Source organism: Achromobacter sp. B7 (assembly GCF_003600685.1).
GTDB lineage: Bacteria > Pseudomonadota > Gammaproteobacteria > Burkholderiales > Burkholderiaceae_B > Achromobacter > Achromobacter spanius_B.
The window spans coordinates 6,170,458-6,196,899 of sequence record NZ_CP032084.1 but is presented as its reverse complement, the minus strand read 5'-3'; the positions used below and the strand labels follow the sequence as shown (position 1 = coordinate 6,196,899).

18 protein-coding genes and 4 tRNA genes are annotated in these 26,442 nt (G+C 62.5%); 19 read left to right on the top strand and 3 right to left on the bottom strand.

Going from position 1 to position 26,442, the window contains the following annotated elements; all coding sequences use genetic code 11:
• The first annotated feature begins 5 nt into the window (after positions 1–5).
• The 18 genes from DVB37_RS28085 to rpoC all read left to right on the top strand — a co-directional run bounded on the left by DVB37_RS28085 (position 6) and on the right by rpoC (position 20,957).
• Positions 6–1,601: a rhodanese-like domain-containing protein gene (locus DVB37_RS28085; protein ID WP_371683151.1), complete on the top strand. Its 1,596-nt coding sequence runs from the start codon at positions 6–8 to the stop codon at positions 1,599–1,601.
• Positions 1,602–1,770: 169 nt separating this feature from the next.
• Complete coding sequence (locus tag DVB37_RS28080) at positions 1,771–2,811, top strand: tripartite tricarboxylate transporter substrate binding protein (protein WP_120157338.1); 1,041 nt, start codon at positions 1,771–1,773, stop codon at positions 2,809–2,811.
• 194 nt (positions 2,812–3,005) lie between these two features.
• Positions 3,006–4,391: a glutamine synthetase family protein gene (locus DVB37_RS28075; protein WP_046806055.1), complete on the top strand. Its 1,386-nt coding sequence runs from the start codon at positions 3,006–3,008 to the stop codon at positions 4,389–4,391.
• A 37-nt stretch (positions 4,392–4,428) separates the two neighbouring features.
• Complete coding sequence (locus DVB37_RS28070) at positions 4,429–5,817, top strand: aldehyde dehydrogenase family protein (RefSeq protein WP_120157337.1); 1,389 nt, start codon at positions 4,429–4,431, stop codon at positions 5,815–5,817.
• 55 nt (positions 5,818–5,872) lie between these two features.
• On the top strand, positions 5,873–7,036 hold the full coding sequence (locus DVB37_RS28065) for an iron-containing alcohol dehydrogenase (RefSeq protein WP_120157336.1): 1,164 nt from the start codon (positions 5,873–5,875) through the stop codon (positions 7,034–7,036).
• A 112-nt stretch (positions 7,037–7,148) separates the two neighbouring features.
• Positions 7,149–7,235 (top strand) — tRNA-Tyr (locus DVB37_RS28060).
• 149 nt (positions 7,236–7,384) lie between these two features.
• Positions 7,385–7,458 (top strand) — tRNA-Gly (locus DVB37_RS28055).
• Positions 7,459–7,470: 12 nt separating this feature from the next.
• Positions 7,471–7,545, top strand: a tRNA-Thr gene (locus DVB37_RS28050).
• A gap of 56 nt (positions 7,546–7,601) precedes the next feature.
• Entirely contained in the window at positions 7,602–8,792 is a 1,191-nt protein-coding gene (gene tuf / locus DVB37_RS28045; protein WP_006221899.1) for an elongation factor Tu, read from the top strand.
• A 142-nt stretch (positions 8,793–8,934) separates the two neighbouring features.
• Positions 8,935–9,010 (top strand) — tRNA-Trp (locus DVB37_RS28040).
• A 64-nt stretch (positions 9,011–9,074) separates the two neighbouring features.
• Positions 9,075–9,455: a preprotein translocase subunit SecE gene (secE, locus tag DVB37_RS28035; protein ID WP_046806052.1), complete on the top strand. Its 381-nt coding sequence runs from the start codon at positions 9,075–9,077 to the stop codon at positions 9,453–9,455.
• A gap of 9 nt (positions 9,456–9,464) precedes the next feature.
• The gene (gene nusG, locus DVB37_RS28030) at positions 9,465–9,998 is read left to right on the top strand and encodes a transcription termination/antitermination protein NusG (protein ID WP_006216576.1); all 534 of its coding nucleotides are present in this window, start codon (positions 9,465–9,467) and stop codon (positions 9,996–9,998) included.
• 63 nt (positions 9,999–10,061) lie between these two features.
• Entirely contained in the window at positions 10,062–10,493 is a 432-nt protein-coding gene (gene rplK / locus DVB37_RS28025) for a 50S ribosomal protein L11 (RefSeq protein ID WP_046806050.1), read from the top strand.
• 2 nt (positions 10,494–10,495) lie between these two features.
• Positions 10,496–11,197, top strand: coding sequence for a 50S ribosomal protein L1 (gene rplA, locus DVB37_RS28020; protein WP_006392088.1), 702 nt, complete (start codon positions 10,496–10,498; stop codon positions 11,195–11,197).
• A gap of 255 nt (positions 11,198–11,452) precedes the next feature.
• Positions 11,453–11,977: a 50S ribosomal protein L10 gene (gene rplJ, locus DVB37_RS28015; protein WP_006216572.1), complete on the top strand. Its 525-nt coding sequence runs from the start codon at positions 11,453–11,455 to the stop codon at positions 11,975–11,977.
• Between the two features lie 81 nt (positions 11,978–12,058).
• Positions 12,059–12,439: a 50S ribosomal protein L7/L12 gene (gene rplL / locus DVB37_RS28010; RefSeq protein ID WP_006216571.1), complete on the top strand. Its 381-nt coding sequence runs from the start codon at positions 12,059–12,061 to the stop codon at positions 12,437–12,439.
• A 161-nt stretch (positions 12,440–12,600) separates the two neighbouring features.
• Positions 12,601–16,713: a DNA-directed RNA polymerase subunit beta gene (gene rpoB, locus DVB37_RS28005; protein WP_046806049.1), complete on the top strand. Its 4,113-nt coding sequence runs from the start codon at positions 12,601–12,603 to the stop codon at positions 16,711–16,713.
• Entirely contained in the window at positions 16,713–20,957 is a 4,245-nt protein-coding gene (gene rpoC / locus DVB37_RS28000) for a DNA-directed RNA polymerase subunit beta' (RefSeq protein WP_046806048.1), read from the top strand. The genes rpoB and rpoC overlap by 1 nt, the downstream gene beginning before the upstream one ends.
• A gap of 109 nt (positions 20,958–21,066) precedes the next feature.
• On the opposite strand, the gene DVB37_RS27995 is transcribed toward rpoC, so the two are convergent.
• Positions 21,067–21,462 carry a TssQ family T6SS-associated lipoprotein gene (locus DVB37_RS27995; RefSeq protein WP_046806047.1) on the bottom strand — a complete coding sequence of 132 codons (396 nt, stop codon included), beginning with the start codon at positions 21,460–21,462 and terminating at the stop codon, positions 21,067–21,069.
• A 154-nt stretch (positions 21,463–21,616) separates the two neighbouring features.
• On the opposite strand from DVB37_RS27995, the gene DVB37_RS27990 reads away from it, so the two are divergent.
• The gene (locus tag DVB37_RS27990) at positions 21,617–22,915 is read left to right on the top strand and encodes a serine/threonine protein kinase (RefSeq protein ID WP_120157335.1); all 1,299 of its coding nucleotides are present in this window, start codon (positions 21,617–21,619) and stop codon (positions 22,913–22,915) included.
• 30 nt (positions 22,916–22,945) lie between these two features.
• On the opposite strand, the gene DVB37_RS27985 is transcribed toward DVB37_RS27990, so the two are convergent.
• Positions 22,946–25,294 carry a CHASE2 domain-containing protein gene (locus DVB37_RS27985; protein WP_120157334.1) on the bottom strand — a complete coding sequence of 783 codons (2,349 nt, stop codon included), beginning with the start codon at positions 25,292–25,294 and terminating at the stop codon, positions 22,946–22,948.
• 10 nt (positions 25,295–25,304) lie between these two features.
• Positions 25,305–26,414 (bottom strand): FecR domain-containing protein, encoded by a 1,110-nt coding sequence (locus DVB37_RS27980; protein ID WP_120157333.1) that lies wholly within the window; start codon positions 26,412–26,414, stop codon positions 25,305–25,307.
• Positions 26,415–26,442 lie beyond the last annotated feature (28 nt).

Below are 26,442 nucleotides of genomic sequence, written 5' to 3'. Positions count from 1 at the left end.
CCATGATGCACGCAACCTCCGCTTCCCCCGCCGCCGACATCGACGCGCATACGCTCAAGCAATGGCTGCACGATGGCCAGGAAATCGCCTTGCTGGACGTGCGCGAACACGGCCAATATGGTGAGTCGCACCTGTTTTACGCCGCGCCCGTGCCGTACAGCCGGCTTGAAGTGGACATCGTGCGTCTGGCCCCCCGACGCAATGCGCGGGTGGTGGTGTACGACGAGGGCGGCGATGACCAGACGGCCGCGCGCGCCGCCCGGGCGCTGAGCGACCTGGGCTATCAGCAGGTGCGTCGGCTGGCCGGCGGCATCGCCCAGTGGCAGCGCGACGGTTACGCCGCCTTCGCGGGCGTGAACGTGCCCAGCAAAACGTTCGGCGAACTGGCTGAAGAAGTTTTCCACACCCCCCGTATCAGCGCGCGGGAATTGGCTGCGCGCCAAGAGCGAGGCGATGATCTGATCGTGCTTGACGGTCGGCCGTATGCGGAATACCAGAAGATGAGCATTCCCGGCGGCATCTGCTGCCCCAACGGTGAACTGGCATTGCGCGTACACACGCTGGCCAAGGATCCGAAGACCACGATCGTGATCAATTGCGCGGGCCGCACCCGCAGCATCATCGGCGCGCAGACGCTGATCAACCTGGGCGTGCCTAACCCCGTCTATGCGTTGGAAAACGGCACGCAGGGTTGGTATCTGGAAGACCTGCAACTGGAACACGGGGCACGCCGCCGTTACGAAGACGGAATCGAAACGGAAGCCTTGCCTGCGCTTGCCGAGCGTTCATCGCGGTTGGCTGCGCGCCACGGCGTGCCGATCGTGGATGCCGCCACCGTGCGGCAATGGCTGCGCGACACGTCGCGCACCAGTTTCCTGTGCGACGTGCGCAGCGCGGAGGAATTCGCGCAGGGGTCGCTGCCTGGCGCGCAGCATGCGCCCGGTGGCCAGCTGGTGCAGGCCACCGACCAGTACCTGGCCGTGCGCGGCGCGCGCATCGTCGTGTTCGACGCCGAAGGCGTGCGCGCACCCGTGACGGCAAGCTGGTTGCGGCAGATGGGTTGGGACGCCTGCGTGTTGAAAGAGGGCACCAGCGCGGTCCTTGATCCCGTCGAGCCACGGGCGGACACGCCGGCCGTCTCGATATTGTCCGACGAGGCTCTGGCGGCGGCATTGCGCACCGGTGCACAAGCCATCGATATCCGCCCGGGCATGCGCTATCGCGCCGGGCACATCGCGGGGGCGCGTTGGTCCATTCGGCCGCGTCTTGATCGCCTGGACTTGCATGCCGGCCAACCCGTCATCCTGCTGGCCGAGGATGCCGCGTTGGCCGCATGGGCCGCCAAGGATCTGCGGGCGCTGGGCATCGCCGACATCAAGGTGAACATCGGTACGCCGGCAAGCTGGTCGGCGGCTGGCATCCCGCAGGAATCCACGCCCGACCGGCCCGCCGATAGCGAGTGCATCGACTATCTGTTCTTCGTGCATGACCGCCACGACGGCAACAAGGCGGCGGCGCGGCAATACCTGTCGTGGGAAACCAACCTGGTCAAGCAGATTGATGACCGCGAATTGGCGGGCTATCGCTTCGCGGCGGGCTGAGCCGCCGCGCTGACGCTGCCGTGACGGTCCGCAGAGACCGCGCGGCGCTTACAACGCATCAGATCGATCATTACGCCCCGGCGTTTGCGCCGGGGTGCGGACGGTTCATGGCGAACCGACATGCAGGGGACGGCCGAGTATCCGGCCGCCGACACAAGGGGAAATCCAGATGAAGCATCAAGCACAACATGCAGGACATGCACGACACGTACAACACGCACGCGGCTGGGCCGCATTGACTGCCGCCGGTTTGCTGCTGGCCGGCGCATTGCAAGTCCAGGTCCAGGCGCAGACGCTGAAGGCGCCGGCCGACTATCCCAAGCAGGCCATCACCGTCGTGTCGCCGTTTCCCCCCGGGGGCGGCAACGACAACGTCGCCCGCCTGATCGCGCAGGAGCTGGGCGCCATCACGGGTCAGAGCGTGGTGGTCGAAAATCGTTCGGGCGCCGGCGGCAACGTGGGCACTGCGCAGGTGTCCCGCGCCAAGCCCGACGGCTACACGTTGGTGATGTCGCAAACCAGTGTCATGGCGGTCAACCCGCGCCTGTACAAGAACGTCGGCTTTGATCCGGTCAAGGATTTCACGCCGATTTCGCAGATCACGTCCGCGCCGCTGGTTTTGGTGGCTCGCACCGAAAGCCCCTACAAGACACTTTCCGACTACCTGGACGCCGCGCGCAAGCAACCGGGCATCATCACGTACGCGACACCCGGCAACGGCACCATGAGCCATCTGATGGGAGCGCTGGTGTCCAAGAAGGCGGGCGTGAATCTGGTGCACGTGCCATATCGTGGCGCCGCCCCGGCCATCACGGATCTCATGGGCGGCACGGTCGACATGCTGATTACGTCGCCGGCGTCCGCTGAACCGATGGTGGCCGCCGGCAAGCTGCGCATCCTGGCCCTGAGCCACGAGAACAGCATCGGCATTTTCAAGGGGGCGCCGACCCTCAAGCAAAGCGGTCTGGACGGCATTACGGCGGACGACTGGTATGGCCTGTTCGCCCCGGCGGGCACGCCGCCCGAGCGCGTGGCGTACCTGGCCCAGGCCGTGGCGCAGGCAATGAAGTCGCCCAACGTGATTGCCAAGATCAACAGCGGCGGCAGCTGGCCGGTGGGCAGCCAGCCCGACGCCTTCAAGACGCGCCTGCAGGAAGACACCGTCTACTGGGCCGACATGGTGAAAACGGCTGGCGTGTCACTGGACTGAGGCCATGGCCCGGCCGCCCCTGACCCTGCAACCTAGGGAAAATACTGCACGCACAGGGCTGCAAATTCGCGGCAAGGTGTCTAGACTCGGAAAAACCCTGAGAGCACGCCGGTAGGTTTCCCTTGTCCCGCAAGCGGGGGCCGCGGCGTTTGTCCGCAGTCCCACGCAAGGCTTCAGCCACAAGGTGAACAAGCATGCATTCGCTAGGGGTAGCATCGGTGGAAGACGCGGAGCGGCTGGTGCAGGCCAGCGCGCTTTCGCACATCAAGGTGGGCTTGTCCGACGTCGACGGCGTCATGTTGGGCAAGTACCTGCGGCGTGACAAGTTCCTTGGCGCGCTGCGCTCCGGCCTGGCATTTTGCGACGTGGTGCTGGGCTGGGATCTGGACGATCAGCTCTACGACAACACGCAATACACGGGCTGGCACACCGCATACCCCGACGCGCAACTGCGTATCGTGCCGCAAACCGCGCGCCGCCTGCCGCTTGAGCAAGGCCCGAACGGCGAAGACATGTTGTTGTTCCTGGCCGAGTTCGAGGGCGACGCCGCCGCCATCTGCCCGCGTCGCCTGCTGCACCGCACGCTGGACCGTGCGGCGGACATGGGGTTCGACGTCTACGCCGCGCTGGAATATGAATTCTTCATGTTCCGTGAAACGCCGCACTCGGTGCGCGCCAAGCACTATCGCAACATGGAAAACTGGACGCCGGGCAACTTCGGCTATTCGGTGCTGCGCAGTACGGTCGAAGGGGACTTCTACCGCAAGCTGCTTGATTTATGCGAGCGCATGGACATGCCCATCGAAGGCCTGCACACCGAGACGGGGCCGGGCGTGCTGGAGGCGGCGTTGGCGGTGGACCAGGCGGCCCTGGCCGGCGACAAGGCATTTCTGTTCAAGACCTTCGCCAAGGCGCTGGCGCAACAGAACGGCTTGATGGCCACGTTCATGGCCAAGTGGTCGCACGAGCATCCGGGCCAAAGCGGCCACATCCACTTGTCTTTGCGCGACAAGAAAAGCGGGCAGTCGGCGTTCTACGATAAGTCGCAGCCGCATGGAATGAGCGCGACGCAGGTTGCGTTCATGGCGGGTGTGCAGCGTTACCTGCCCGAATTCATGGTGTTGTACGCGCAGAACATCAACAGTTATTCGCGGCTGGTGCCCGGCTATTGGGCGCCGCTGGACGCCACGTGGGGCATGGAAAATCGCACCACGGCCCTGCGGCTTATCCCGGGCAGTGATAAATCGCAGCGGGTGGAAGTGCGCATCGGCTCGGCGGACGCCAATCCTTATCTGGCGCTGTCGGCCGCGCTGGCGTCCGGCCTGTACGGCATCGAACAGGGGTTGACCCCGGAACCCATGGTGCAGGGCAACGCCTACACACAACAATTTCCCGCGCATCTGCACCTGCCCACGACGTTGTGGGACGCCGCGCAGCGCCTGCGCGGGTCAGACGCGGCGCGCCATCTGTTCGGTGATGCGTTCGTCGAGCATTACGCGGCAACGCGCGAATGGGAAGAACGGCAGTTCCGGCGCCACGTCACCGACTGGGAGCTGGCGCGTTATTTCGAGATCATCTGATATCTGAACGCAAAGCCAACGCTTGCATAGGGCGACCATGACTCAGGAACTCATCACCATCAGTCCCATCGACGGGCGCGAGGTTGTGCGCCGTGCCTACGCCGACGATGCGCAGGTCGCGCGAGCGTTGGAACAGGCCCGGCAGGCTCAGCGCGTGTGGCAAGCGTTGAGCATCGCCGAGCGGGGGCGCATTGTGTCGGCGGCGGTCGACAGCTTTGTCGCGGCACGCGAGGAGATCGCACGGGCGATCACCATCCAGATGGGCCGGCCCTTGAGATACACGCCCGGCGAGGTGGGCGGATTCGAATCACGCGCGCGCCACATGATTGCGATCGCCGAGCAAGCGCTGGCGCCGATCCGCGTGCCCGAGCAATCGGGCTTTACCCGCTTTATCAGCCGCGAGCCCCTCGGCGTTGCGCTGACGATAGCCCCGTGGAACTATCCGCTGTTGACCGCCGTGAACAGCATCGTTCCGGCGTTGATGGCGGGTAACACCGTCATCCTTAAACACTCCGACCAGACGCCGCTGTGCGCTGAACTGATCGATCGCGCGTTTCGGGACGCCGGCGCGCCCACGGGCGTGTTCCAGTATCTCCATGCCAACCATGACACCGTGCAGCGGCTGGTTCGCGCACTCGAGATCGGCTATGTGTCGTTCACGGGCTCGGTGCGCGGGGGGCGCAGCATCGAGGAGAGCGCGGCCGGCCGGTTTATCGGCGTGGGGCTTGAATTGGGCGGCAACGACCCCGCCTACGTGCGCGAGGACGCCAAGCTGGATCACGCGGTGGAATCCCTGGTGGACGGTGCGTTCTTCAACTCGGGGCAATCCTGCTGCGGCATTCAGCGGATCTACGTGGCGCGGTCGCGGTACGACGAATTTGTCGAGCGCGCCGTTGCGCTGACGCAAGACTATGTACTGGGCAATCCGCTGCATGCCGACACGACGTTGGGGCCGGTGGTTCGCACGCGCGCGGCGGCAGAAATTCGCGACGTCATTGCAGAAGCGATATTGGCGGGTGCGCAGAACGCGATTGATCCTTCATATTTTCCTAATGCGAGCGAAGGCTCGTGTTATGTCGCGCCTGCCATCCTTACGCGAGTAAACCATCGCATGCGCGTAATGAGCGACGAATGTTTCGGTCCCGTCGTAGGCATCATGCCGGTCGATGGTGATGACGATGCGGTCGCTCTGATGAATGACAGCCCCTACGGGCTCACGGCCGCCGTCTTCACGCAGGATGAAGACGCCGCGTTATCGCTAGGCCGGCAAGTGCAGGCGGGCACGTTCTTCATGAACCGTTGCGACTACCTGGATCCGGCGCTGGCCTGGACCGGCGTGAAGCACTCGGGGCGGGGAGTATCCCTGTCCGTAGTCGGTTACGAGCAGCTGACCCAAGCCAAGTCCTTTCATCTACGCAGCGTCTGAGACAGCGCTTTGACACGACGTTAATCAGGAATCGAACCATGTCAGGAATCGAACCATGACTGTGCCCAGCGTTAACTGGAATTACCCGACCGCGATGAAGGTCGGACCCGGCCGAATCAAGGAGCTGCCCGAGTGGTGCCGGGAACTGGGCATGCGCCGGCCGTTGCTTGTCACGGATCCGGGCTTGGCGCCGTTGCCAATGCTGTCCGACGCCGCGCGCGCCTGCCGCCAGGCGGGGCTGGACTGCGAGGTATTTCACGAGATCAAGGGCAATCCAACAGGGCGTAACGTGGAAGACGGTGTTCTCGCCTATCGGCAGGGCGGGCACGACGGCGTCATTGCATTTGGGGGCGGATCGGCATTGGATGCCGCCAAGGCGATTGCGTTGATGGTGGGACAAGACCGCCCGCTGTGGGATTTCGAAGATATCGGCGATAACTATCTGCGGGTGAACGTGGCGGGCATGGCGCCGGTGGTAGCGGTGCCCACCACGGCCGGCACGGGGTCGGAGGTGGGCCGTGCATCGGTCATCACCGACGAGGCCGCGCAGGTCAAGCGCATCATTTTTCACGCGCGCATGTTGCCGGCCGTCGTGATCCTGGACGCCGAACTCACCGTCGGCCTGCCCGCAAGAATCACCGCCGCCACCGGTATGGACGCGCTGTCGCACAACCTGGAAGCGTATTGTTCGCCGGTCTTTCATCCGATGGCGGCCGGCATCGCGGTTGAAGGCATGCGCATCATCAAGGAATACCTGCCGCAAGCGGTGGCCGATGGCACCGACTTGCAGGCACGCCAGCAGATGTTGGTGGCCTCGACGATGGGCGCCACGGCATTCCAACGTGGCCTGGGCGCCATGCACGCGCTGGCGCATCCATTGGGGGCGCTGTACGACGCCCATCACGGCATGCTCAACGCGATCCTGATGCCTTACGTGCTCAAAGCAAACCAGCATGCCGTGGCGCCAAGGCTGGAGGCGCTGGCGCGTTATCTGGATTTGCCCGGGGATGGCCCGGGCGCGGTGCTGGACTGGGTGCTGAGACTGCGCGAGGCGGTGGGCATCCCCCACACGCTGGCCGAGATCGGCATCGACGAAGGGCAGGCCGAGCGGGTAGGGCGCATGGCCAGCGAGGATCCCTCAGGGGGAACCAACCCCGTAAATTTCACCGCCGACGCTTATTCGCAACTTTTGCAAGCAGCAATTCGCGGAAACCTGTAAACTTCGGCCCCTCTGCGCGGAAACGCGAGTGGTTGAACAAAAGGTTTGAATATTTTCATCCGAAGCGTTTGACACCGGATTCGAAAGTGTTCATAATCTCAAGTTCTCCGCTGGAGGGGTGCCCGAGTGGTTAAAGGGGGCAGACTGTAAATCTGTTGGCCTTGCGCCTACATTGGTTCGAATCCAATCTCCTCCACCAGAGACCCAACTCTATAAATCCAGGCGATGTCTGCCTGGATTTTTAAAATTAGGCCTAGGGAACTGGGCGGCCTTCGCAAAGAAGGTTGTAAGGTTCCCCGGGCCTTGATTTTGAGGGTTTGGGATAAAGAGATGGTGAATGGGTATGCCGCGGGTGTAGCTCAATGGTAGAGCAGAAGCCTTCCAAGCTTACGACGAGGGTTCGATTCCCTTCACCCGCTCCAAGATTTTTAAATGCCCATGTGGCTCAGTGGTAGAGCACTCCCTTGGTAAGGGAGAGGTCGCGCGTTCGATCCGCGCCATGGGCACCACAAATTTCCAAGTTCTTTTCTTCAGTCTGAAGCGCAATCCAGGTCAGGAGTCAGCCATGGCAAAAGGCAAGTTTGAACGTACCAAGCCGCACGTGAACGTGGGTACGATTGGTCACGTTGACCACGGCAAAACGACGTTGACGGCAGCTATCACGACCGTTCTGTCGAACAAGTTCGGTGGCGAAGCCAAGGGCTACGACCAGATCGATGCGACTCCTGAAGAAAAGGCTCGCGGCATCACGATCAACACCGCCCACGTCGAGTACGAAACCGAAGCGCGTCACTACGCTCACGTTGACTGCCCGGGCCACGCTGACTATGTGAAGAACATGATCACGGGCGCGGCGCAAATGGACGGCGCGATTCTGGTTGTGTCGGCCGCTGACGGCCCGATGCCGCAAACGCGTGAACACATTCTGCTGAGCCGCCAGGTTGGCGTGCCGTACATCATCGTCTTCCTGAACAAGGCTGACATGGTTGACGACGCCGAGCTGCTCGAGCTGGTGGAAATGGAAGTTCGCGAACTTCTGTCCAAGTACGACTTCCCGGGTGATGACACCCCGATCGTCAAGGGTTCGGCCAAGCTGGCGCTGGAAGGCGACAAGGGCGAACTGGGCGAGCAAGCCATCATGGCTTTGGCCGCTGCACTGGATTCGTACATCCCGACGCCCGAGCGCGCCGTGGACGGCACGTTCCTGATGCCGGTTGAAGACGTGTTCTCGATCTCGGGTCGTGGCACGGTGGTGACTGGCCGTATCGAACGCGGCATCGTCAAGGTCGGCGAAGAAATCGAAATCGTGGGCCTGGTGCCGACGGTCAAGACGACTTGCACGGGCGTTGAAATGTTCCGCAAGCTGCTGGACCAAGGTCAAGCTGGCGACAACGTGGGCATCCTGCTGCGCGGCACCAAGCGTGAAGACGTCCAGCGCGGCCAAGTGTTGGCCAAGCCGGGCTCGATCACCCCGCACACGGACTTCACGTCCGAGGTGTACATCCTGTCCAAGGAAGAAGGCGGCCGTCACACTCCGTTCTTCCAAGGCTATCGTCCCCAGTTCTACTTCCGCACGACGGACGTGACGGGCACGATCGAGCTGCCGGCCGACAAGGAAATGGTTCTGCCGGGCGACAACGTGGCCATGACGGTCAAGCTGTTGGCTCCCATCGCCATGGAAGAAGGCCTGCGTTTCGCTATCCGTGAAGGCGGTCGTACCGTCGGCGCCGGCGTCGTCGCCAAGATCCTGAAGTAAGCAATACCCAGATGGGTAGAGTGGACTCTCAAGTCCCTCTATCCATCTTTGCTGTAAAAGTAGTATGATGTTCGGTTCCGTGACCCTGCGCGTAGGCGCTGAGCGGAAAGTCAGTGAATGTAGTGCAAGCCAGTAGTGTTTTAGGGGCATAGCTCAATTGGCAGAGCGTCGGTCTCCAAAACCGAAGGTTGTAGGTTCGATTCCTACTGCCCCTGCCACCGCCAGGATAAACCCGCGGGAGATCATCGCGAGTTACGCATTCACGGCGGCTCGCGTCGCAATATGTCTAATACCAGCGTAGAAACCGTAACTAGCACCGCCGACCGGGTCAAGCTCGGCCTGGCGGTTCTCGTCGTTATTGCTGGCATCGTCGGGTTTTCCGTGCTTAGCGCACAGCCGATGCCTGCACGTATCGGCGTGTTTGTCGGCGGCCTTGTGATTGCAGCCGCAATTGCCTGGTTCAGCGAGCCCGGCCGCCGCACCCTGAGCTTTGCCAGCGAGTCCTACAACGAAGTCAAGCGTGTCGCATGGCCCACCCGCAAGGAAACGACCCAAATGACGGGTATCGTTTTTGCGTTCGTGGCGGTCATGGGCATTTTCATGTGGGTGCTCGACAAGGGCATCGAATGGATTCTTTACGGCCTGTTGTTGGGCTGGAAATAAGGACGGCGAATGAGTAAGCGTTGGTATGTCGTCCATGTGTACTCCGGCATGGAAAAGAGCGTTCACAAGGCCCTGGTAGAGCGCATCGAGCGCGCGGCCTTGCAAACGTCCTTTGGCCGCATCCTTGTGCCCTCCGAGGAAGTCGTCGAGGTCAAGGGTGGTCAAAAATCGATCACCGAACGCCGCATTTTCCCCGGTTATGTCCTGGTAGAAATGGACCTGACCGACGAAACGTGGCATCTGGTCAAGAACACGAACCGCGTCACCGGCTTTTTGGGTGGCTCGGGCAACCGTCCGACCCCGATTTCCGAAAAGGAAGTCGAAAAGATCCTCTCCCAGATGGAAGAGGGTGTCGAGAAGCCCCGCCCCAAGATTCTTTTCGAAGTGGGCGAGATGGTTCGGGTCAAGGAAGGTCCGTTTGCAGACTTCAACGGCAACGTCGAAGAAGTCAATTACGAAAAGAGCAAGGTGCGCGTGTCGGTCACCATTTTTGGTCGTGCCACACCCGTCGAACTCGATTTCAGCCAGGTCGAAAAGACCTGATTTCAACCCCCGGGGAGCCCAGGCTGTTAACGCCGGGGCGATATAACCCGCAAGGAGCAAAGCATGGCGAAAAAGATCGTCGGCTTTATCAAGCTGCAAGTACCGGCTGGTAAAGCTAACCCCTCCCCCCCGATTGGCCCGGCACTGGGTCAACGCGGCCTGAACATCATGGAATTCTGCAAGGCGTTCAACGCCAAGACCCAAGGCATGGAGCCTGGTCTGCCGATTCCGGTGGTGATCACCGCCTTCGCGGACAAGAGCTTCACCTTCATCATGAAGACCCCGCCCGCGACGGTCCTCATCAAGAAGGCTGCCGGTGTGCAAAAGGGTTCGCCCAAGCCGCATACCGACAAGGTCGGCACGCTGACCCGCGCCCAAGCTGAAGAAATCGCCAAGGCCAAGGGCCCCGATCTGACCGCCGCTGATCTGGACGCCGCTGTGCGTACGATCGCTGGCAGCGCCCGCAGCATGGGCATCACGGTTGAGGGGATCTAATCATGGCAAAACTGTCTAAGCGCGCCGCCGCTATTGCACAAAAGATCGACCGCACCAAGCTGTACCCGGTCGCTGAAGCCCTGACCCTGGTCAAGGAAACCGCCGTCGCCAAGTTCAATGAATCCATTGACGTGGCCGTGCAGCTCGGCATCGACCCGAAGAAGTCGGACCAACTGGTTCGCGGTTCGGTCGTGCTGCCCGCCGGTACCGGCAAGTCGGTTCGCGTTGCCGTGTTCGCCCAAGGCGACAAGGCTGAAGCCGCCAAGGCCGCCGGCGCCGATATCGTTGGCCTGGACGACCTGGCTGACCAGATCAAGGCCGGTCAAATGGACTTTGACGTGGTCATCGCTTCGCCCGACACGATGCGTGTCGTGGGTGCCCTGGGCCAGATCCTGGGTCCCCGTGGCCTGATGCCGAACCCGAAGGTCGGCACCGTGACGCCTGACGTCGCCACCGCTGTCAAGAACGCCAAGGCCGGTCAGGTTCAGTACCGTACCGACAAGGCTGGCATCATCCACGCAACGATCGGCCGTGCGTCGTTCGGCGTGGAACAGCTGCAAACCAACCTGGCTGCTCTGGTCGACGCCCTGCAAAAGGCCCGTCCCGCAGCTGCCAAGGGCATTTACCTGCGCAAGCTGGCCGTTTCGTCCACGATGGGCGGCGGTGCTCGCGTTGAAATTGCCTCGCTGTCGGCTTCCAACTAAGCCAACAGCAGTAAACGTACTTTGGGCTGCATCCGGATTCCTCCGGATGTTGCTGTCAAAGACCGCTGGAGCAGGGTAGTGGAACGGTGCTCGCACCCCCGCTGCCCCGCTTAATCCCGAAGCTCATCTAGTTCGGATCCAGCGTAGACGGCGTCCCCAGGAAGATTTCTTTACACGAAGAACTCGACCAGGCGCCGCATTCGGTTGACGCGCAAGGCTCCGGCCCCAGGCGTCTTTTGATGGAGTGTTCAAACCGTGAGTCTCAATCGTCAAGAGAAAGCGGTGGTAATCGAGGAAGTCTCGGCTGAAGTCGCCAAGGCACAATCGATTGTTATCGCTGAGTACCGTGGTCTGGACGTCGCCTCTGTCACCGTACTGCGCAAAACTGCGCGTGAATCGGGCGTGTATCTGCGAGTTCTGAAGAACTCGCTGGCCCGTCGTGCTGTTGCCGGCACGGCTTTCGAGCCGTTGGCTGAGCAACTGACCGGTCCGCTGATCTATGGCATCAGCACTGATCCGGTTTCGGCGGCCAAGGTTATCGCTGGTTTCGCGAAAAGCAACGACAAGCTGGTCATCAAGGCGGGCGCATTGCCCAACAGCCTGCTGACTCAAGATGGTGTGAAGGCCTTGGCCACCATGCCGTCCCGCGAAGAGTTGCTGTCGAAACTGCTTGGCACCATGCAAGCCCCGATCGCGCAATTCGTGCGTACGCTCAACGAAGTTCCGACCAAGTTCGCCCGTGGCCTCGCGGCTGTGCGCGACCAAAAGGCAGCGGCCTAATCGCCCTGCTGTCCGGAATTCGCTGAACGACGAAGCGACACCCAAACCCTGGCATTACCAAAATATTTGGAGTTCTTAAAAATGGCACTTAACAAAGCTGAAATCCTTGACGCCATCGCTGGCATGACCGTGCTCGAGCTGTCCGAGCTGATCAAGGAAATGGAAGAGAAGTTCGGCGTGTCGGCTGCTGCCGCCGCTGTCGCTGTTGCTGCTCCCGCCGCTGGTGGCGCTGCTGCCGCTGCTGAAGAGCAAACCGAGTTCAACGTCGTCCTGCTGGAAGCCGGCGCGAACAAGGTCAGCGTCATCAAGGCCGTGCGCGAGCTGACCGGTCTGGGTCTGAAGGAAGCCAAGGACCTGGTTGACGGCGCTCCGAAGCCCGTCAAGGAAGCTGTGGCCAAGGCTGACGCCGAAGCCGCCAAGAAGAAGCTGGAAGAAGCTGGCGCCAAGGTCGAAGTCAAGTAAGACCTGCGTCAACTGCCCGGGGACAGCACAGTTTGCAGTCCCCGGGCTTTTGCGTTTCCAGGAAACCCCTACTGGGGGTATGCCCTTTCAGGGGGGTTTCCTGGAGTCGTATCACCTAGGGCCGTGGTTGACGGCCCATGCAACCTCGAGTCGGAGTGCTCATGCCTTACTCGTACACCGAAAAAAAGCGCATCCGCAAAAGCTTCGCCAAGCGTGAAGACGTTCAAAACGTTCCTTTCCTTTTGGCGACACAGCTTCAATCCTACCTAACTTTCCTGCAGGCGGATACCGCCCCGTCCGATCGCGTAGCCGACGGTTTGCAGGCGGCGTTCTCGTCGATTTTCCCGATCGTTAGTCACAACGGTATGGCGCGCTTGGAGTTCGTGAGCTACGTGCTCGGCGAACCGGTGTTCGATGTCAAGGAATGTCAGCAACGTGGTCTGACCTATGCCTCGCCCCTGCGAGCCAAGGTCCGCCTGGTGCTGCTTGACCGCGAAGTCAGCAAGCCGACCGTGAAAGAAGTGAAGGAACAGGAAGTCTACATGGGCGAAATTCCGCTCATGACCAGCACGGGTTCCTTTGTCATCAATGGCACCGAGCGTGTCATCGTGTCGCAGCTGCACCGTTCGCCTGGCGTGTTCTTCGAACACGACCGCGGCAAAACGCACAGCTCCGGCAAGCTCCTGTTCTCGGCCCGCGTGATTCCTTACCGCGGCTCGTGGCTGGACTTCGAATTCGACCCCAAGGACGTCCTGTTCTTCCGCGTCGACCGTCGTCGCAAGATGCCTGTCACGATCCTGTGCAAGGCCATCGGCATGACGCCGGAATCCATCCTGGCCAACTTCTTTGACTTCGATAACTTCGAACTCAAGAGCGAAGGCGCCATGATGGAATTCGTGCCCGAACGTTGGAAGGGCGAAATGGCCCGCTTCGACATCTCGGACCGCGATGGCAAGGTCATCGTCGAAAAAGACAAGCGCATCAATGCCAAGCATTTGCGCGACCTGGCTGCCGGCGGCATCCAGCGCATCTCCGTGCCGGAAGACTTCCTGTACGGCCGTGTGCTGGCCAAGAACATCGTTGACGAAGATACCGGCGAAGTCATCGCCAACGCCAACGACGAAATCACGGAAAGCGTGCTGGGCGCCTTGCGCGCCTCGAACGTCTACGACATCCAGACGCTCTACACGAACGATCTGGACCGTGGTCCGTACATTTCGCAAACCCTGCGCACTGATGAAACCGCCGACCAGATGGCCGCGCGTGTTGCCATCTACCGCATGATGCGTCCTGGCGAGCCCCCCACCGAAGAAGCGGTGGAAGCGCTGTTCCAACGTCTGTTCTACAGCGAAGAGACGTACGATCTGTCGCGCGTGGGCCGCATGAAGGTCAACAGCCGTCTGGGCCGTGGTGAAGACATCACCGGTCCGATGACGCTGACCAACGAAGACATCCTTGAAACCATCAAGGTGCTGGTTGAGCTGCGTAACGGCCGTGGCCAGATCGATGACATCGATCACTTGGGCAACCGTCGCGTGCGTTGCGTTGGCGAACTGGCCGAAAACCAGTTCCGCGCCGGCCTGGTGCGTGTCGAGCGTGCCGTCAAGGAACGTCTGGGCCAGGCCGAGACCGAAAACCTGATGCCGCACGACCTGATCAACTCCAAGCCGATCTCGGCTGCCATCAAGGAGTTCTTCGGTTCGAGCCAGTTGTCGCAGTTCATGGACCAAACCAACCCGTTGTCGGAAATCACGCACAAGCGTCGCGTTTCCGCACTGGGCCCGGGCGGTCTGACCCGCGAGCGCGCCGGCTTTGAAGTCCGCGACGTGCACCCGACCCACTACGGCCGTGTCTGCCCGATCGAAACGCCGGAAGGCCCGAACATCGGTCTGATCAACTCCATGGCGCTGTACGCTCGCTTGAACGAGTACGGCTTCCTGGAAACGCCTTACCGCAAGATTATCGACGGCCGCGTCAGCGAGCAGATCGATTACCTGTCGGCCATCGAAGAAAGCCACTACGTCATTGCACAGGCTAACGCCGCGCTGGACGAGCAGGGCGCCTTCGTTGACGACCTGGTCGCTTGCCGTGAAGCAGGCGAAACGATGCTGACCTCGCCGGCCAACGTGCATTACATGGACGTTGCCCCGTCGCAGATCGTGTCGGTGGCTGCTTCGCTGATTCCGTTCCTTGAGCACGACGACGCGAACCGCGCACTGATGGGCGCCAACATGCAACGTCAGGCCGTGCCTTGCCTGCGTCCGGAAAAGCCGGTCGTGGGTACGGGTATCGAACGCACCGTGGCCGTTGACTCGGGCACGACCGTGCAAGCACTGCGTGGCGGCCTGGTCGACCACGTTGACGCCGAGCGCGTCGTGATTCGCGTGAACGACGAAGAAAACGTCGCCGGCGAAGTCGGTGTCGATATCTACAACCTGATCAAGTACACCCGTTCCAACCAGAACACGAACATCAACCAGCGTCCTATCGTCAAGCGTGGCGACAAGGTCGCCAAGGGCGACGTGCTGGCTGACGGCGCATCGACCGACCTGGGCGAACTCGCCCTGGGTCAGAACATGCTGATCGCGTTCATGCCGTGGAACGGCTACAACTTCGAAGACTCGATCTTGATCTCCGAGAAGGTTGTTGCCGATGACCGCTACACCTCGGTGCACATCGAGGAACTGACGGTTGTCGCCCGCGACACGAAGCTGGGTCCGGAAGAAATCACGCGCGACATCAGCAACCTGGCTGAGACGCAACTGAACCGTCTGGACGATTCGGGCATCACGTACATTGGCGCCGAAGTCAGCGCCGACGACGTGCTGGTCGGCAAGGTCACGCCGAAGGGCGAAACCCAGCTGACGCCGGAAGAAAAGCTGCTGCGCGCCATCTTCGGTGAAAAGGCGTCCGACGTTAAGGACACCTCGCTGCGCGTGCCTTCGGGCATGACCGGCACCGTGATCGACGTGCAAGTGTTCACGCGTGAAGGCATCGTGCGCGACAAGCGCGCCCAGTCCATCATTGACGATGAACTGCGCCGCTATCGCCAAGACCTGAACGACCAGCTGCGCATCGTTGAAAACGACCAGTTCGACCGTATCGAAAAGATGCTGGTCAACAAGACCGTCAACGGCGGCCCGCGCAAGCTGGCCAAGGGCGCCACGATCACCAAGGCTTACCTGGCTGATCTGGACCGCTGGCAGTGGTTCGACATCCGTCTGGCCGATGAGCCGCACGCTGTCGTGCTGGAGCAAGCCAAGGAATCGCTGGAGCAGAAGCGTCACCAGTTTGATCTGGCCTTCGAAGAGAAGCGCAAGAAGCTGACGCAGGGCGACGAGCTGCCCCCGGGCGTGCTGAAGATGATCAAGGTCTACCTGGCCGTGAAGCGTCGTCTGCAACCTGGCGACAAGATGGCAGGCCGTCACGGTAACAAGGGTGTGGTTTCGCGTATCACCCCGGTGGAAGACATGCCGCACATGGCTGACGGCACGCCGGCCGACATCGTTCTGAACCCGCTGGGCGTGCCCTCGCGGATGAACGTCGGTCAGGTGCTGGAAGTGCACTTGGGCTGGGCTGCCAAGGGCGTGGGCCACCGCATTGCCGATCTGCTGCGCGACGAGCGCACTGCGCAGGTCAAGAACGTCCGTGCCTACCTGGACAAGGTCTACAACACGACCGGTTCCGGCGCCCGCATCGACGAGCTGACCGACGAAGAAGTCATGGAAATGGCCCAGAACCTCAAGAACGGCGTGCCGTTCGCGACGCCCGTCTTCGACGGCGCGACGGAAGAGGAAATCACCACGATGCTGGAGCTGGCCTATCCGGACGACGTCGCCGAGCGCATGGCACTGACGCCTTCGCGTACGCAGGCATGGCTGTTTGACGGCCGCACGGGCGAGAAATTCGAGCGCCCCGTGACGGTTGGCTACATGCACTACCTGAAGCTGCACCACTTGGTCGACGACAAGATGCACGCGCGTTCGACGGGTCCGTACTCGCTGGTCACGCAGCAGCCGCTGGGTGGTAAGGCGCAGTTCGGTGGTCAGCGTTTCGGGGAAATGGAAGTGTGGGCGCTGGAAGCATACGGCGCCGCGTACACCCTGCAAGAAATGCTGACGGTGAAGTCGGACGACATCACCGGCCGTACGAAGGTATACGAAAACATCGTCAAGGGCGACCACGTCATCGACGCCGGCATGCCGGAATCGTTCAACGTGCTGGTGAAGGAAATCCGCTCGTTGGCCCTGGACATGGATTTGGAGCGTAACTAATGAAAGCGCTACTCGACCTATTTAAGCAAGTCTCGCAAGACGAGCAATTCGATGCCATCAAGATCGGCATCGCCTCGCCCGAGAAGATCCGTTCGTGGTCTTACGGCGAAGTTCGCAAGCCCGAGACCATCAACTACCGCACGTTCAAGCCTGAACGTGACGGTCTGTTCTGCTCCAAGATCTTTGGCCCGATCAAAGACTACGAGTGCTTGTGCGGCAAGTACAAGCGCCTGAAGCATCGTGGCGTGATCTGCGAAAAGTGCGGCGTTGAAGTCACCGTTGCCAAGGTTCGCCGTGAACGCATGGGCCACATCGAGCTGGCCAGCCCCGTCGCGCACATCTGGTTCCTGAAGAGCCTGCCGTCGCGTCTGGGCATGGTGCTCGACATGACCCTGCGCGACATCGAACGCGTTCTGTACTTCGAAGCCTGGTGCGTGATCGAACCTGGCATGACGCCGCTCAAGCGCGGCCAGATCATGTCGGACGACGATTTCCTCGCCAAGACCGAAGAGTACGGCGACGATTTCCGTGCCCTGATGGGCGCGGAAGCCGTGCGCGAATTGCTGCGCACCATCGACATCGACCGCGAAGTGGAAACGCTGCGCGGCGAGTTGAAGGCCACCAGCTCTGAAGCCAAGATCAAGAAGATTTCCAAGCGCCTGAAGGTGTTGGAAGGCTTCCAGAAGTCGGGCATCAAGGCCGAGTGGATGGTCATGGAAGTGCTGCCCGTGCTGCCGCCGGACCTGCGTCCGCTGGTCCCGCTGGACGGCGGCCGCTTCGCGACCTCCGACCTGAACGACCTGTACCGCCGCGTCATCAACCGCAACAACCGCTTGAAGCGCCTGCTGGAGCTCAAGGCGCCGGAAATCATCCTGCGCAACGAAAAGCGGATGCTGCAGGAAGCCGTTGACTCGCTGCTGGACAACGGTCGCCGTGGCAAGGCCATGACGGGCGCCAACAAGCGCCAGCTGAAGTCCCTGGCCGACATGATCAAGGGCAAGAGCGGTCGTTTCCGTCAGAACCTGCTGGGCAAGCGCGTCGACTACTCGGGCCGTTCGGTCATTGTGGTGGGCCCGCAGCTCAAGCTGCATCAGTGCGGTCTGCCCAAGCTGATGGCCCTGGAACTGTTCAAGCCGTTCATCTTCAATCGTCTGGAGATGATGGGCCTGGCCACGACCATCAAGGCTGCCAAGAAGCTGGTGGAAAGCCAGGAACCGGTGGTCTGGGACATCCTGGAAGAAGTCATCCGCGAACACCCGGTCATGCTGAACCGTGCGCCCACGCTGCACCGTTTGGGCATCCAGGCGTTCGAACCGGTCCTGATCGAAGGCAAGGCCATCCAGCTGCACCCGCTGGTTTGCGCGGCGTTCAACGCCGACTTCGACGGTGACCAGATGGCTGTCCACGTGCCGCTGTCGCTGGAAGCCCAGCTGGAAGCGCGCACGCTGATGCTGGCGTCCAACAACGTGCTGTTCCCGGCCAACGGCGAACCGTCGATCGTGCCGTCCCAAGACATCGTGTTGGGTCTGTACTACACGACGCGTGAGCGCATCAACGGCCGCGGCGAAGGCATTTTCTTCACCGACGTCGCTGAAGTGCAACGCGCCTATGACAACGGCGAAGTCGAACTGCAATCCCGCGTGACCGTGCGTCTGAAAGAGCACGAGCGCGACGAGGCAGGCGAATGGCAACCCGTGATCCGCCGTCATGAAACGACGGTCGGCCGCGCGCTGCTGTCCGAAATTCTGCCGAAGGGTCTGCCCTTCACGGTCCTGAACAAGGCCCTGAAGAAGAAGGAAATTTCGCGCCTGATCAACCAGTCGTTCCGCCGTTGCGGCTTGCGCGACACGGTGATCTTCGCCGACAAGCTGATGCAGTCCGGCTTCAAGCTGGCCACGCGCGGTGGTATCTCGATCGCCATGGGCGACATGCTGATCCCGACCGCCAAGGAAGGCATCCTGGCCGAAGCCAGCCGCGAAGTGAAGGAAATCGACAAGCAGTACTCGTCGGGTCTGGTCACGTCCCAGGAACGCTACAACAACGTGGTGGACATCTGGGGCAAGGCCGGCGACAAGGTCGGCAAGGCGATGATGGAACAACTGGCCACCGAGCCGGTTGTGAACCGTCACGGCGAAGAAGTGCGCCAGGAATCGTTCAACTCGATCTACATGATGGCTGACTCGGGCGCCCGCGGTTCGGCCGCCCAGATCCGCCAGCTGGCCGGTATGCGCGGCCTGATGGCCAAGCCGGACGGCTCGATTATCGAAACGCCCATTACCGCGAACTTCCGTGAAGGTCTGAACGTGCTTCAGTACTTCATCTCGACTCACGGCGCGCGTAAGGGTCTGGCTGATACGGCACTGAAGACCGCGAACTCGGGTTACCTGACTCGTCGTCTGGTCGACGTGACGCAAGACTTGGTGATCACCGAGGACGATTGCGGTACGTCGCTGGGCTACAACATGAAGGCCCTGGTGGAAGGTGGTGAAGTCATCGAACCGCTGCGCGACCGCATCCTGGGTCGTGTTGCCGCCGTGGACATCATCAACCCGGACACGCAGGAAACGGCCATCGTCGCCGGTACCCTGCTGGACGAAGACCTGGTCGACACCATCGACCGCATCGGCGTGGACGAAGTCAAGGTCCGCACCCCGCTGACGTGCGAAACGCGTCACGGTCTGTGCGCACACTGCTACGGCCGCGATCTGGGTCGCGGTTCGCCGGTCAACCAAGGCGAGGCAGTTGGCGTTATCGCTGCCCAGTCCATCGGTGAACCGGGCACGCAGCTCACGATGCGTACGTTCCACATCGGTGGCGCGGCGTCGCGTTCGGCTCTGGCCAGCGCGGTCGAAACGAAGTCCAGCGGTCTGGTCGGCTTTGCCAGCACGATGCGCTATGTCACGAACGCCAAGGGCGAACGCGTTGCGATTTCGCGCTCGGGCGAACTGGCGATCTTCGACGACAACGGCCGCGAGCGCGAACGCCACAAGATCCCGTACGGCGCGACCGTGCTGGTTGGCGATGGCGAAGCTGTGAAGGCTGGCGCACGTCTGGCGACGTGGGACCCGCTGACCCGTCCGATCGTGTCGGAATACGGCGGCGCCGTCCGCTTCGAGAACATCGAAGAAGGCGTGACCGTTGCCAAGCAGGTGGACGAAGTCACCGGCCTGTCGACGCTCGTCGTCATCACGCCGAAGACCCGTGGCGGCAAGATCGTCATGCGTCCGCAGATCAAGCTGGTCAACGAAGCTGGCGAAGACGTCAAGATCGCCGGCACCGATCACTCGGTGAACATCTCGTTCCCGGTGGGCGCGCTGATTACCGTGCGTGACGGCCAGCAGGTTGCCGTGGGTGAAGTTCTGGCGCGCATTCCGCAAGAATCGCAAAAGACCCGCGACATTACCGGCGGTCTGCCGCGTGTGGCCGAACTGTTCGAAGCCCGTTCGCCCAAGGACGCCGGCATGCTCGCCGACGTTACCGGTACGGTGTCGTTCGGTAAGGACACCAAGGGCAAGCAGCGTCTGGTTATCACCGACCTGGAAGGCGTGAGCCACGAGTTCCTGATTCCGAAGGAAAAGCAGGTTCTGGTGCACGACGGCCAAGTGGTGAACAAGGGCGAAATGATCGTGGACGGCCCGGCCGATCCCCACGACATCCTGCGCTTGCAAGGCATCGAGAAGCTGGCGACGTACATCGTCGACGAAGTGCAGGACGTGTACCGTCTGCAAGGCGTGAAGATCAACGACAAGCACATCGAAGTGATTGTTCGTCAGATGCTGCGTCGTGTGAACATTGTTGACGCTGGTGATACCGAGTTCATCCCGGGCGAGCAAGTCGAGCGCTCCGAACTGCTGAACGCCAACGATCGCATGGCTGCCGAAGACCGTATCCCGGCAACCTACGACAACGTGCTGTTGGGTATCACGAAGGCCTCGCTGTCGACCGACTCGTTCATTTCGGCCGCTTCGTTCCAGGAAACCACGCGTGTCCTGACCGAAGCCGCCATCATGGGCAAGCGCGACGACCTGCGTGGCCTGAAGGAAAACGTCATCGTCGGCCGCCTCATCCCGGCGGGTACCGGCCTGGCTTACCACCACGCACGCCGCGACAAGGAAGAGCTGGAGGCAGCGGAACGCGAAGCCGCTCGCCAGCAGGCCAACCCGTTCGAAGACTCGCCGGTTACGGTGGGCGCGGACGATCAGGCCCCGGCTTCCGACGCCGGCACGGACGATTCCGCAGAATAAGCGGAATCCCGGACAGTTCCCCGCGCGCTGGGTTGGCGCGGGGGCTGCAAGCAAAAAGGCCGCTGATGCGAATCAGCGGCCTTTTTTTATTATCCCGACCAGGTAGCGGTTACTTGGCTGCCTGGCTGCGGGCGCGTTGGAAGACGGGCCCCCAGGACGGATGGCCGGCTTCGTTGGGAGCCAGTTCGAATGAGGGGTCCAGCGCCAGGATCCGGGCGAAGCTGTCTTCGCACAGTTGGGTGTAGCGGCTGACGCAATAGCTGAACGCCTGCAACTTGTAAGCTTCGATGCGGACGGCCTTGGTGGACGAGGCCAACGTGTCCGAGGTGGCAACCGTTCGGATGACTTCCCCGTAGCGGCCCGCGCCGTAGGTGTCCCGGACTTGTTGCAATTGCGCCAGGGCGTCGGCGGTGGGGGGGCTTTCCGGTTTCTGGGACGAGATCCCGGCGCAGCCCGCCAGCATCACTGTCGCGCCGAGCAGACTGCTCAGAAGGCGATTTTTCATAGCTTATAAGGGGGGTAGGAAGAATGAGTGAAACGCCATCGTGCCACAGCCTGATGCGCTCGGACATTTTCGGCAATGTCCTGGTGTTGCGAATTGGATAATATTCACGCTATTCCATCTTCGCACCAGTCCGCGCATGAGCGCAATTCCCATCATGTCCACGTCCACCGGCCTGCTGACGCCGCGTGGCCCTTTCTCCGGCGCCGCGCCTCTGGCTTTGCGTCCTCTTAGCGCTATTGCCGCCAGCATGGCGGGCGGTGTGCCGGAATCGCGTATCAAGCGGCTGGTCTCGGACCTGCTGCCGTCCCTGATCTCCTTGCATGCGCAGGGTGAAATCTGCGGCGATATCACGCTGGATACGGTAGGCATGGACGAAAACGCGCGGGCGCATCTGTTGCCCGAGCTTGTCGTGGCGCGCTCGCGCCGAGCTAGCCGAAGCCCGAGCCCCGGGTTTGCGCCGTTTGAACTCTATACGGATTCGATGGAATGGCCGCGTGGCTCGTGGAGCGACATCTACGCGCTGTGCGCCGTGATGCATGCATTGGTAACAGGCCACCGGCCGCCGCCTGCGCCCGAGCGCCGGGCGACTGATGCATACGAGCCCCTGGCGTCCTTGGGCCTGTCGAAATACAACCCGGATTTTCTGGCCGTGATTGATCGCGGCCTGGCCATGTCGCCGGCCGACCGGCCGCAGACGCTGGCCGAATTCGCAGCCCTGCTGGGCGTGGCCGCTTACATAGAACCGGCGGCAAGCGACGACGAGCCCACAGCCGAGGCCGGCCATTCCGCGCCACCAGCCGCCGCGTCGGCGATGCGCAAGCCGGCACGCAACCGTCGTCCGCTGCTTGCCTTGCTTGCCCTTCTGGCTTTGATCGGCCTGGCGGTGTATGGCTGGTTTCATTGGGGGGCAGGCGCGCCGAACGCGCTGATCACAAGTTCGGAAGTTGTCATGCCGAACCCACCTGCCGTGCATCCCGTGCCGCCGCCGGCGGCACCCCCCGCCGCTTCCACCGTGCCACCTGCTGCCGTCCCGCAAGCGGCGTCGAGACCGCCGCCCGTTGTGTCGGGCGCGGGGGCAGAGTCCGGCACGCAGCCGTCCACCCAGAACAGCGCCGCGACGGCAAACGCTCCGGCAGAACCGTCCGTTTTGCCTGCCGCTGGCACGCCGGCTTCTACGCAAGGCGCCGCCACTTCAACCGCGGTGACGCCGGCCGAAGACACGCCCAAGCCGAAGCCGCTGGCAGTACCGGTCACCGTGCGTCTGGATATACGCCCTTGGGGCGAAGTCTGGGTGAACGGAGTGGCACGCGGGATCAGCCCGCCCGTCAAGGAAATCCGCCTGATTCCGGGCAAGTATCAGGTGGTCCTGCGCAACGCAGACCTGCCACCGTATCGCGCAACGATCGAAATCAAGGCCGGCAAGCCCGCAGTGATTTCGCACGTTTTCCAGTAGGCGCGGGTGGGCGCGTCTGCGCCTGGCCGGTCAGGCCGATGGCTCGGTCGGTGCGGCGGCGTCTGAAGCCGCGTCCGGCGCCACGGGCAGGCAGAAGGTAAACACCGACCCGACGCCGATCTTGCTGCTGACCTGCACGGAGCCCCCGTGGCGCTCGGCCACGGTACGCACAAATGCCAGGCCCAGGCCGGCGCCGCCCACGTCATTCCGGTTCTCTACTCCCACGCGCGAAAACGGTTCGAACAGGCGTGCAAGATCCGACTCGGCGATGCCCTGGCCTTGATCTCGAATGGTCACGCACCAGAGCCCGGGCGATGCGTCGATCGCGCACTCGATGCCCGTGTGGGGGGCGCTGTATTTGATGGCGTTGTCGATCAAATTGCACAGCGCGCGCATCAACAGCGTCTGGTCGCCGCGTATGTAGGCTACGGGCAACGGCGTACGCAGTCGCAGCGTAATGCCGCGCTTGTGCGCCGACGCCCAGAATTCGTCCACGGCGTCTTGCAGCAGGCTGCCCACATCAAGCTCGACGGCGCTGATCGTCATGGATTCCGCCCGCGTCAGGTGCACGAAGTCGTCCACCAGATGCAGCGTGCGGTTGGCTAGTGTTGCGATCCGCGCAAGCGTTTCGCCCTGGCCCTCATGGACACCGCTTTCCTGCTTCATCTCGACCAGCGCGAGGATGGAGCTTTGCGGCGCGCGCATATCGTGCGAAATGAATCGCAGCGTCTCTTCGCGCTGGCGCTCGGCTTGGCGAATGCGCGAAATATCGGTCAGGGTGGCCACCGTGCCCGCAAAATCGCCTTCGGCGGTATGGATGGGGGCGCACTTCAGGATAAGGTCACGACCGGCGTAGTCGCGTACCTCCAGATCGGCGGTCCAGCGAGTCGAATCATCCGTCGGCAGCTGGCCGCGCAAGGCATCGGCCACGCGCTGTCGCGTCGAGGTGTCGGAAATGGTCTTTTCCAGCAAGTGCGTGGCCGGGTGGCCCACGCGCGGCGGCCGCATGCCAAGCCGCTGGAAATACATGACCGCCGCCTGGTTGCGAAATTGCATGCGCCCGTCCTGGTCGAATACCAGCGTGGCATCGGGCATGCCATCCAGCCCGTCGGCCAGGAAGCGCCGCAGGTTGCGCACGCGTTCCAATGCGCGTTGAAGTTCGCCCACGCGGCTTTCCAACGACGCGTTCGGGCCGGTCAGCTGGGCCCGCGCTTCGTTAAGAACGGGCGGGTACTCACGTTGAAGCCGGCGCAGTTCGTAGTCCATGTAGCGCAAGGCGGCTTCCTGGCTGCGCCAGCTCCACAGCGGATAGCAAAGCGCAACGCCGACGAGCGCGGCGGTAGGCGCGAACCATAGGCTCGCGTACGCCAGCAGCAACCACGACGCGATCAGTATGCAGGCGATCAGTGCAATGCTCACCAGCAGGGCGCGCTTGGGCGACAGCCGCCACAGCGCCAGGCAGGCGAGCAACACCGGAAGGACGGAAAACAGTGCGTTCCAGGCGGCTGCCGGCCGCTGGTAGAACAGCCCGTCGCGCCCCGCCTGCATCAGGTTGGCGATGATTTCCACGCCCGACATTCCGCTAAGGTCGTGCGACACCGGCGTCGGATATGCGTCACCCAGCCCCGTCGCCCACGCACCCACCAGCACGTACTTGCCTCGTATTTCTTCGGGCGGGATATCGCCGCGCAACACCGCCAGGTACGAGACGGTGCGCATGTGACCCGCCGGGCCGGCGTAGGGAATCAGGATGTCGCTGCTGGGGGCGGCGCGTTGCAGAAGGCGTTCCACCTGATCTGCCTGCCCGCCGATGTCGAGCATGGACAGGGCCATGTGCATGTAGGGCGCGCCGGCGAACTGGGCAGTCAGCGAGGCTTCACGCACCACGCCGTCCGGATCCACGCGCGCGTTGATGAAGCCGCTGGCGGCCGCGGCATTGCCCACCACCGCAATGGGTGAGGACATGGCCAAAGGATTGTTCAAACGGTCCAGCACCACCGGCAAGACGGTTCGTCCGTTACGCAAGATGCTCTGGGCCAGGATGGCATCGTCGTTGGGATTGACCGTGTCGCTTTCCGCGAAGATCAAGTCCAGACCGACCGCGCGGGCGCCTTGCAGGCGGTCCATCAAGGCGGCGTGGATCGCGCGCCGCCAGGGCCATCGGCCCAGCGTCTCTATGCTGGCGTCGTCAATGGCGACGATCAGAATGTCGGGGTCGGCGGGGCGCCCCGTCAGGGTCAGGGCGCGGTCGTAAAGGATCTGGTCGACGCGGCCCAAGCCATTCAATAAGCCCAGCAGCGCCGCCAGGATCCCCAGAATCACCGTCAGCCACAGCCCTGAGCGCGAGGTCCGGTCGAGGGCGTCGGTGGCATCGGCCATGGATTCGGCCCTAGTACTCGGTCAGCGTGATGAATCCGCCGCTGCCGCTGCTGACCCCAAGGCCGGACGACGTCATCAATTGATTCGCGCCTTCGAACATTGCAACCGCGTCCTGGCCGCGCAAGCCCAGCTCGTCGACCGCGCGCACGGATACGTAGTACGTACCGGGGCCAGGGGCCCGGAACTGAATGTCGTTTGCGGCGAAACTTTCGGATGATACGGGCAGGGCGCCTTCCGCATCGCGCGAAACACGCACGAGGTAGCTTTGGGCACCCGGCACCGGTGCGAATGCGCTGGTCCATGCACCGCCGCCCCGGCGCGTGGGCTGGCCCAGTTCTGGCGCGGCCAGCAGCTGGCGCACGCCCGCCATGCTGCCGTCGTTGCGCACCGCGGCGCCATAGCCGCGTGCCACCGCGACTGGCTTGGTCAGTTCGGTGCCGGGTGCGTGCGCTTGCAAGCGCACGCTGCCTTCCAACACTTCGCTTTGCACGCCACCCGCGCCGCTTTGCACGCGAAACCGCGTGCCGCGCACGCCGGTCACGGCGACCGGCGTCCGGATCTCGAAACGGCCCACGCCTTGTCCGGTGGGGGCGACAGTGGATTCAACACCGCCGCGCTGAACGTTGATGACCGAGTCGGTCAGCGCGGTGCCTTCAAACTGGCGCAGCCGGGACAATTCAACGGCCCCGCCGGCAGGTAACGTCAGCTTGGATCCGTCAGCCAACTCCAACGTGACAAAGCCGTTCGCCGAGGTCACGACCGTGCTGCCTTCGGAGACGCTCGCGCCGGCTTGCAGTGCCTTGCCGTCCATATTCGCTTGGCCGCTAACGTGCACGACGCGCGCCGGCGCGGGCCGCACCGGGATCATCGACAGCGGGATCCGCAGTTCAAGGCCGATCGGCAGTTGCTCGGGCTTGTCGACCTTGTTTACGGTTTGCAGCTGCGTCCAGTTAGCTTGGTTGCGGGTGTATTGCGTAGCCAGCTCGATCAGGGTGTCGCCCTGGCGGATGCGGTAGATGAAGTCGTCGCCCAATGCACCCGCGGGCTGGCTGTGCGCCACGCCGGACACGGTCAGGCAGCAGAGCAGGGCAAGCGAAGAAAGCGCGCGGCAGCGGCTCATAAATCGTGTTCTCCAGGAAAGCGCGCGT

Coding starts and splice junctions, on each gene's coding strand:
- rpoC (WP_046806048.1), top strand. CDS start 16,713: ATGAAAGCGCTACTCGACCTATTTAAGCAAGTCTCGCAAGACGAGCAA.
- DVB37_RS27980 (WP_120157333.1), bottom strand. CDS start 26,414: ATGAGCCGCTGCCGCGCGCTTTCTTCGCTTGCCCTGCTCTGCTGCCTG.
- DVB37_RS28075 (WP_046806055.1), top strand. CDS start 3,006: ATGCATTCGCTAGGGGTAGCATCGGTGGAAGACGCGGAGCGGCTGGTG.
- DVB37_RS28080 (WP_120157338.1), top strand. CDS start 1,771: ATGAAGCATCAAGCACAACATGCAGGACATGCACGACACGTACAACAC.
- DVB37_RS27985 (WP_120157334.1), bottom strand. CDS start 25,294: ATGGCCGATGCCACCGACGCCCTCGACCGGACCTCGCGCTCAGGGCTG.
- DVB37_RS27995 (WP_046806047.1), bottom strand. CDS start 21,462: ATGAAAAATCGCCTTCTGAGCAGTCTGCTCGGCGCGACAGTGATGCTG.
- rplA (WP_006392088.1), top strand. CDS start 10,496: ATGGCAAAACTGTCTAAGCGCGCCGCCGCTATTGCACAAAAGATCGAC.
- DVB37_RS28085 (WP_371683151.1), top strand. CDS start 6: ATGCACGCAACCTCCGCTTCCCCCGCCGCCGACATCGACGCGCATACG.
- nusG (WP_006216576.1), top strand. CDS start 9,465: ATGAGTAAGCGTTGGTATGTCGTCCATGTGTACTCCGGCATGGAAAAG.
- secE (WP_046806052.1), top strand. CDS start 9,075: ATGTCTAATACCAGCGTAGAAACCGTAACTAGCACCGCCGACCGGGTC.
- DVB37_RS28065 (WP_120157336.1), top strand. CDS start 5,873: ATGACTGTGCCCAGCGTTAACTGGAATTACCCGACCGCGATGAAGGTC.
- DVB37_RS27990 (WP_120157335.1), top strand. CDS start 21,617: ATGTCCACGTCCACCGGCCTGCTGACGCCGCGTGGCCCTTTCTCCGGC.
- rplL (WP_006216571.1), top strand. CDS start 12,059: ATGGCACTTAACAAAGCTGAAATCCTTGACGCCATCGCTGGCATGACC.
- rpoB (WP_046806049.1), top strand. CDS start 12,601: ATGCCTTACTCGTACACCGAAAAAAAGCGCATCCGCAAAAGCTTCGCC.
- tuf (WP_006221899.1), top strand. CDS start 7,602: ATGGCAAAAGGCAAGTTTGAACGTACCAAGCCGCACGTGAACGTGGGT.
- DVB37_RS28070 (WP_120157337.1), top strand. CDS start 4,429: ATGACTCAGGAACTCATCACCATCAGTCCCATCGACGGGCGCGAGGTT.
- rplK (WP_046806050.1), top strand. CDS start 10,062: ATGGCGAAAAAGATCGTCGGCTTTATCAAGCTGCAAGTACCGGCTGGT.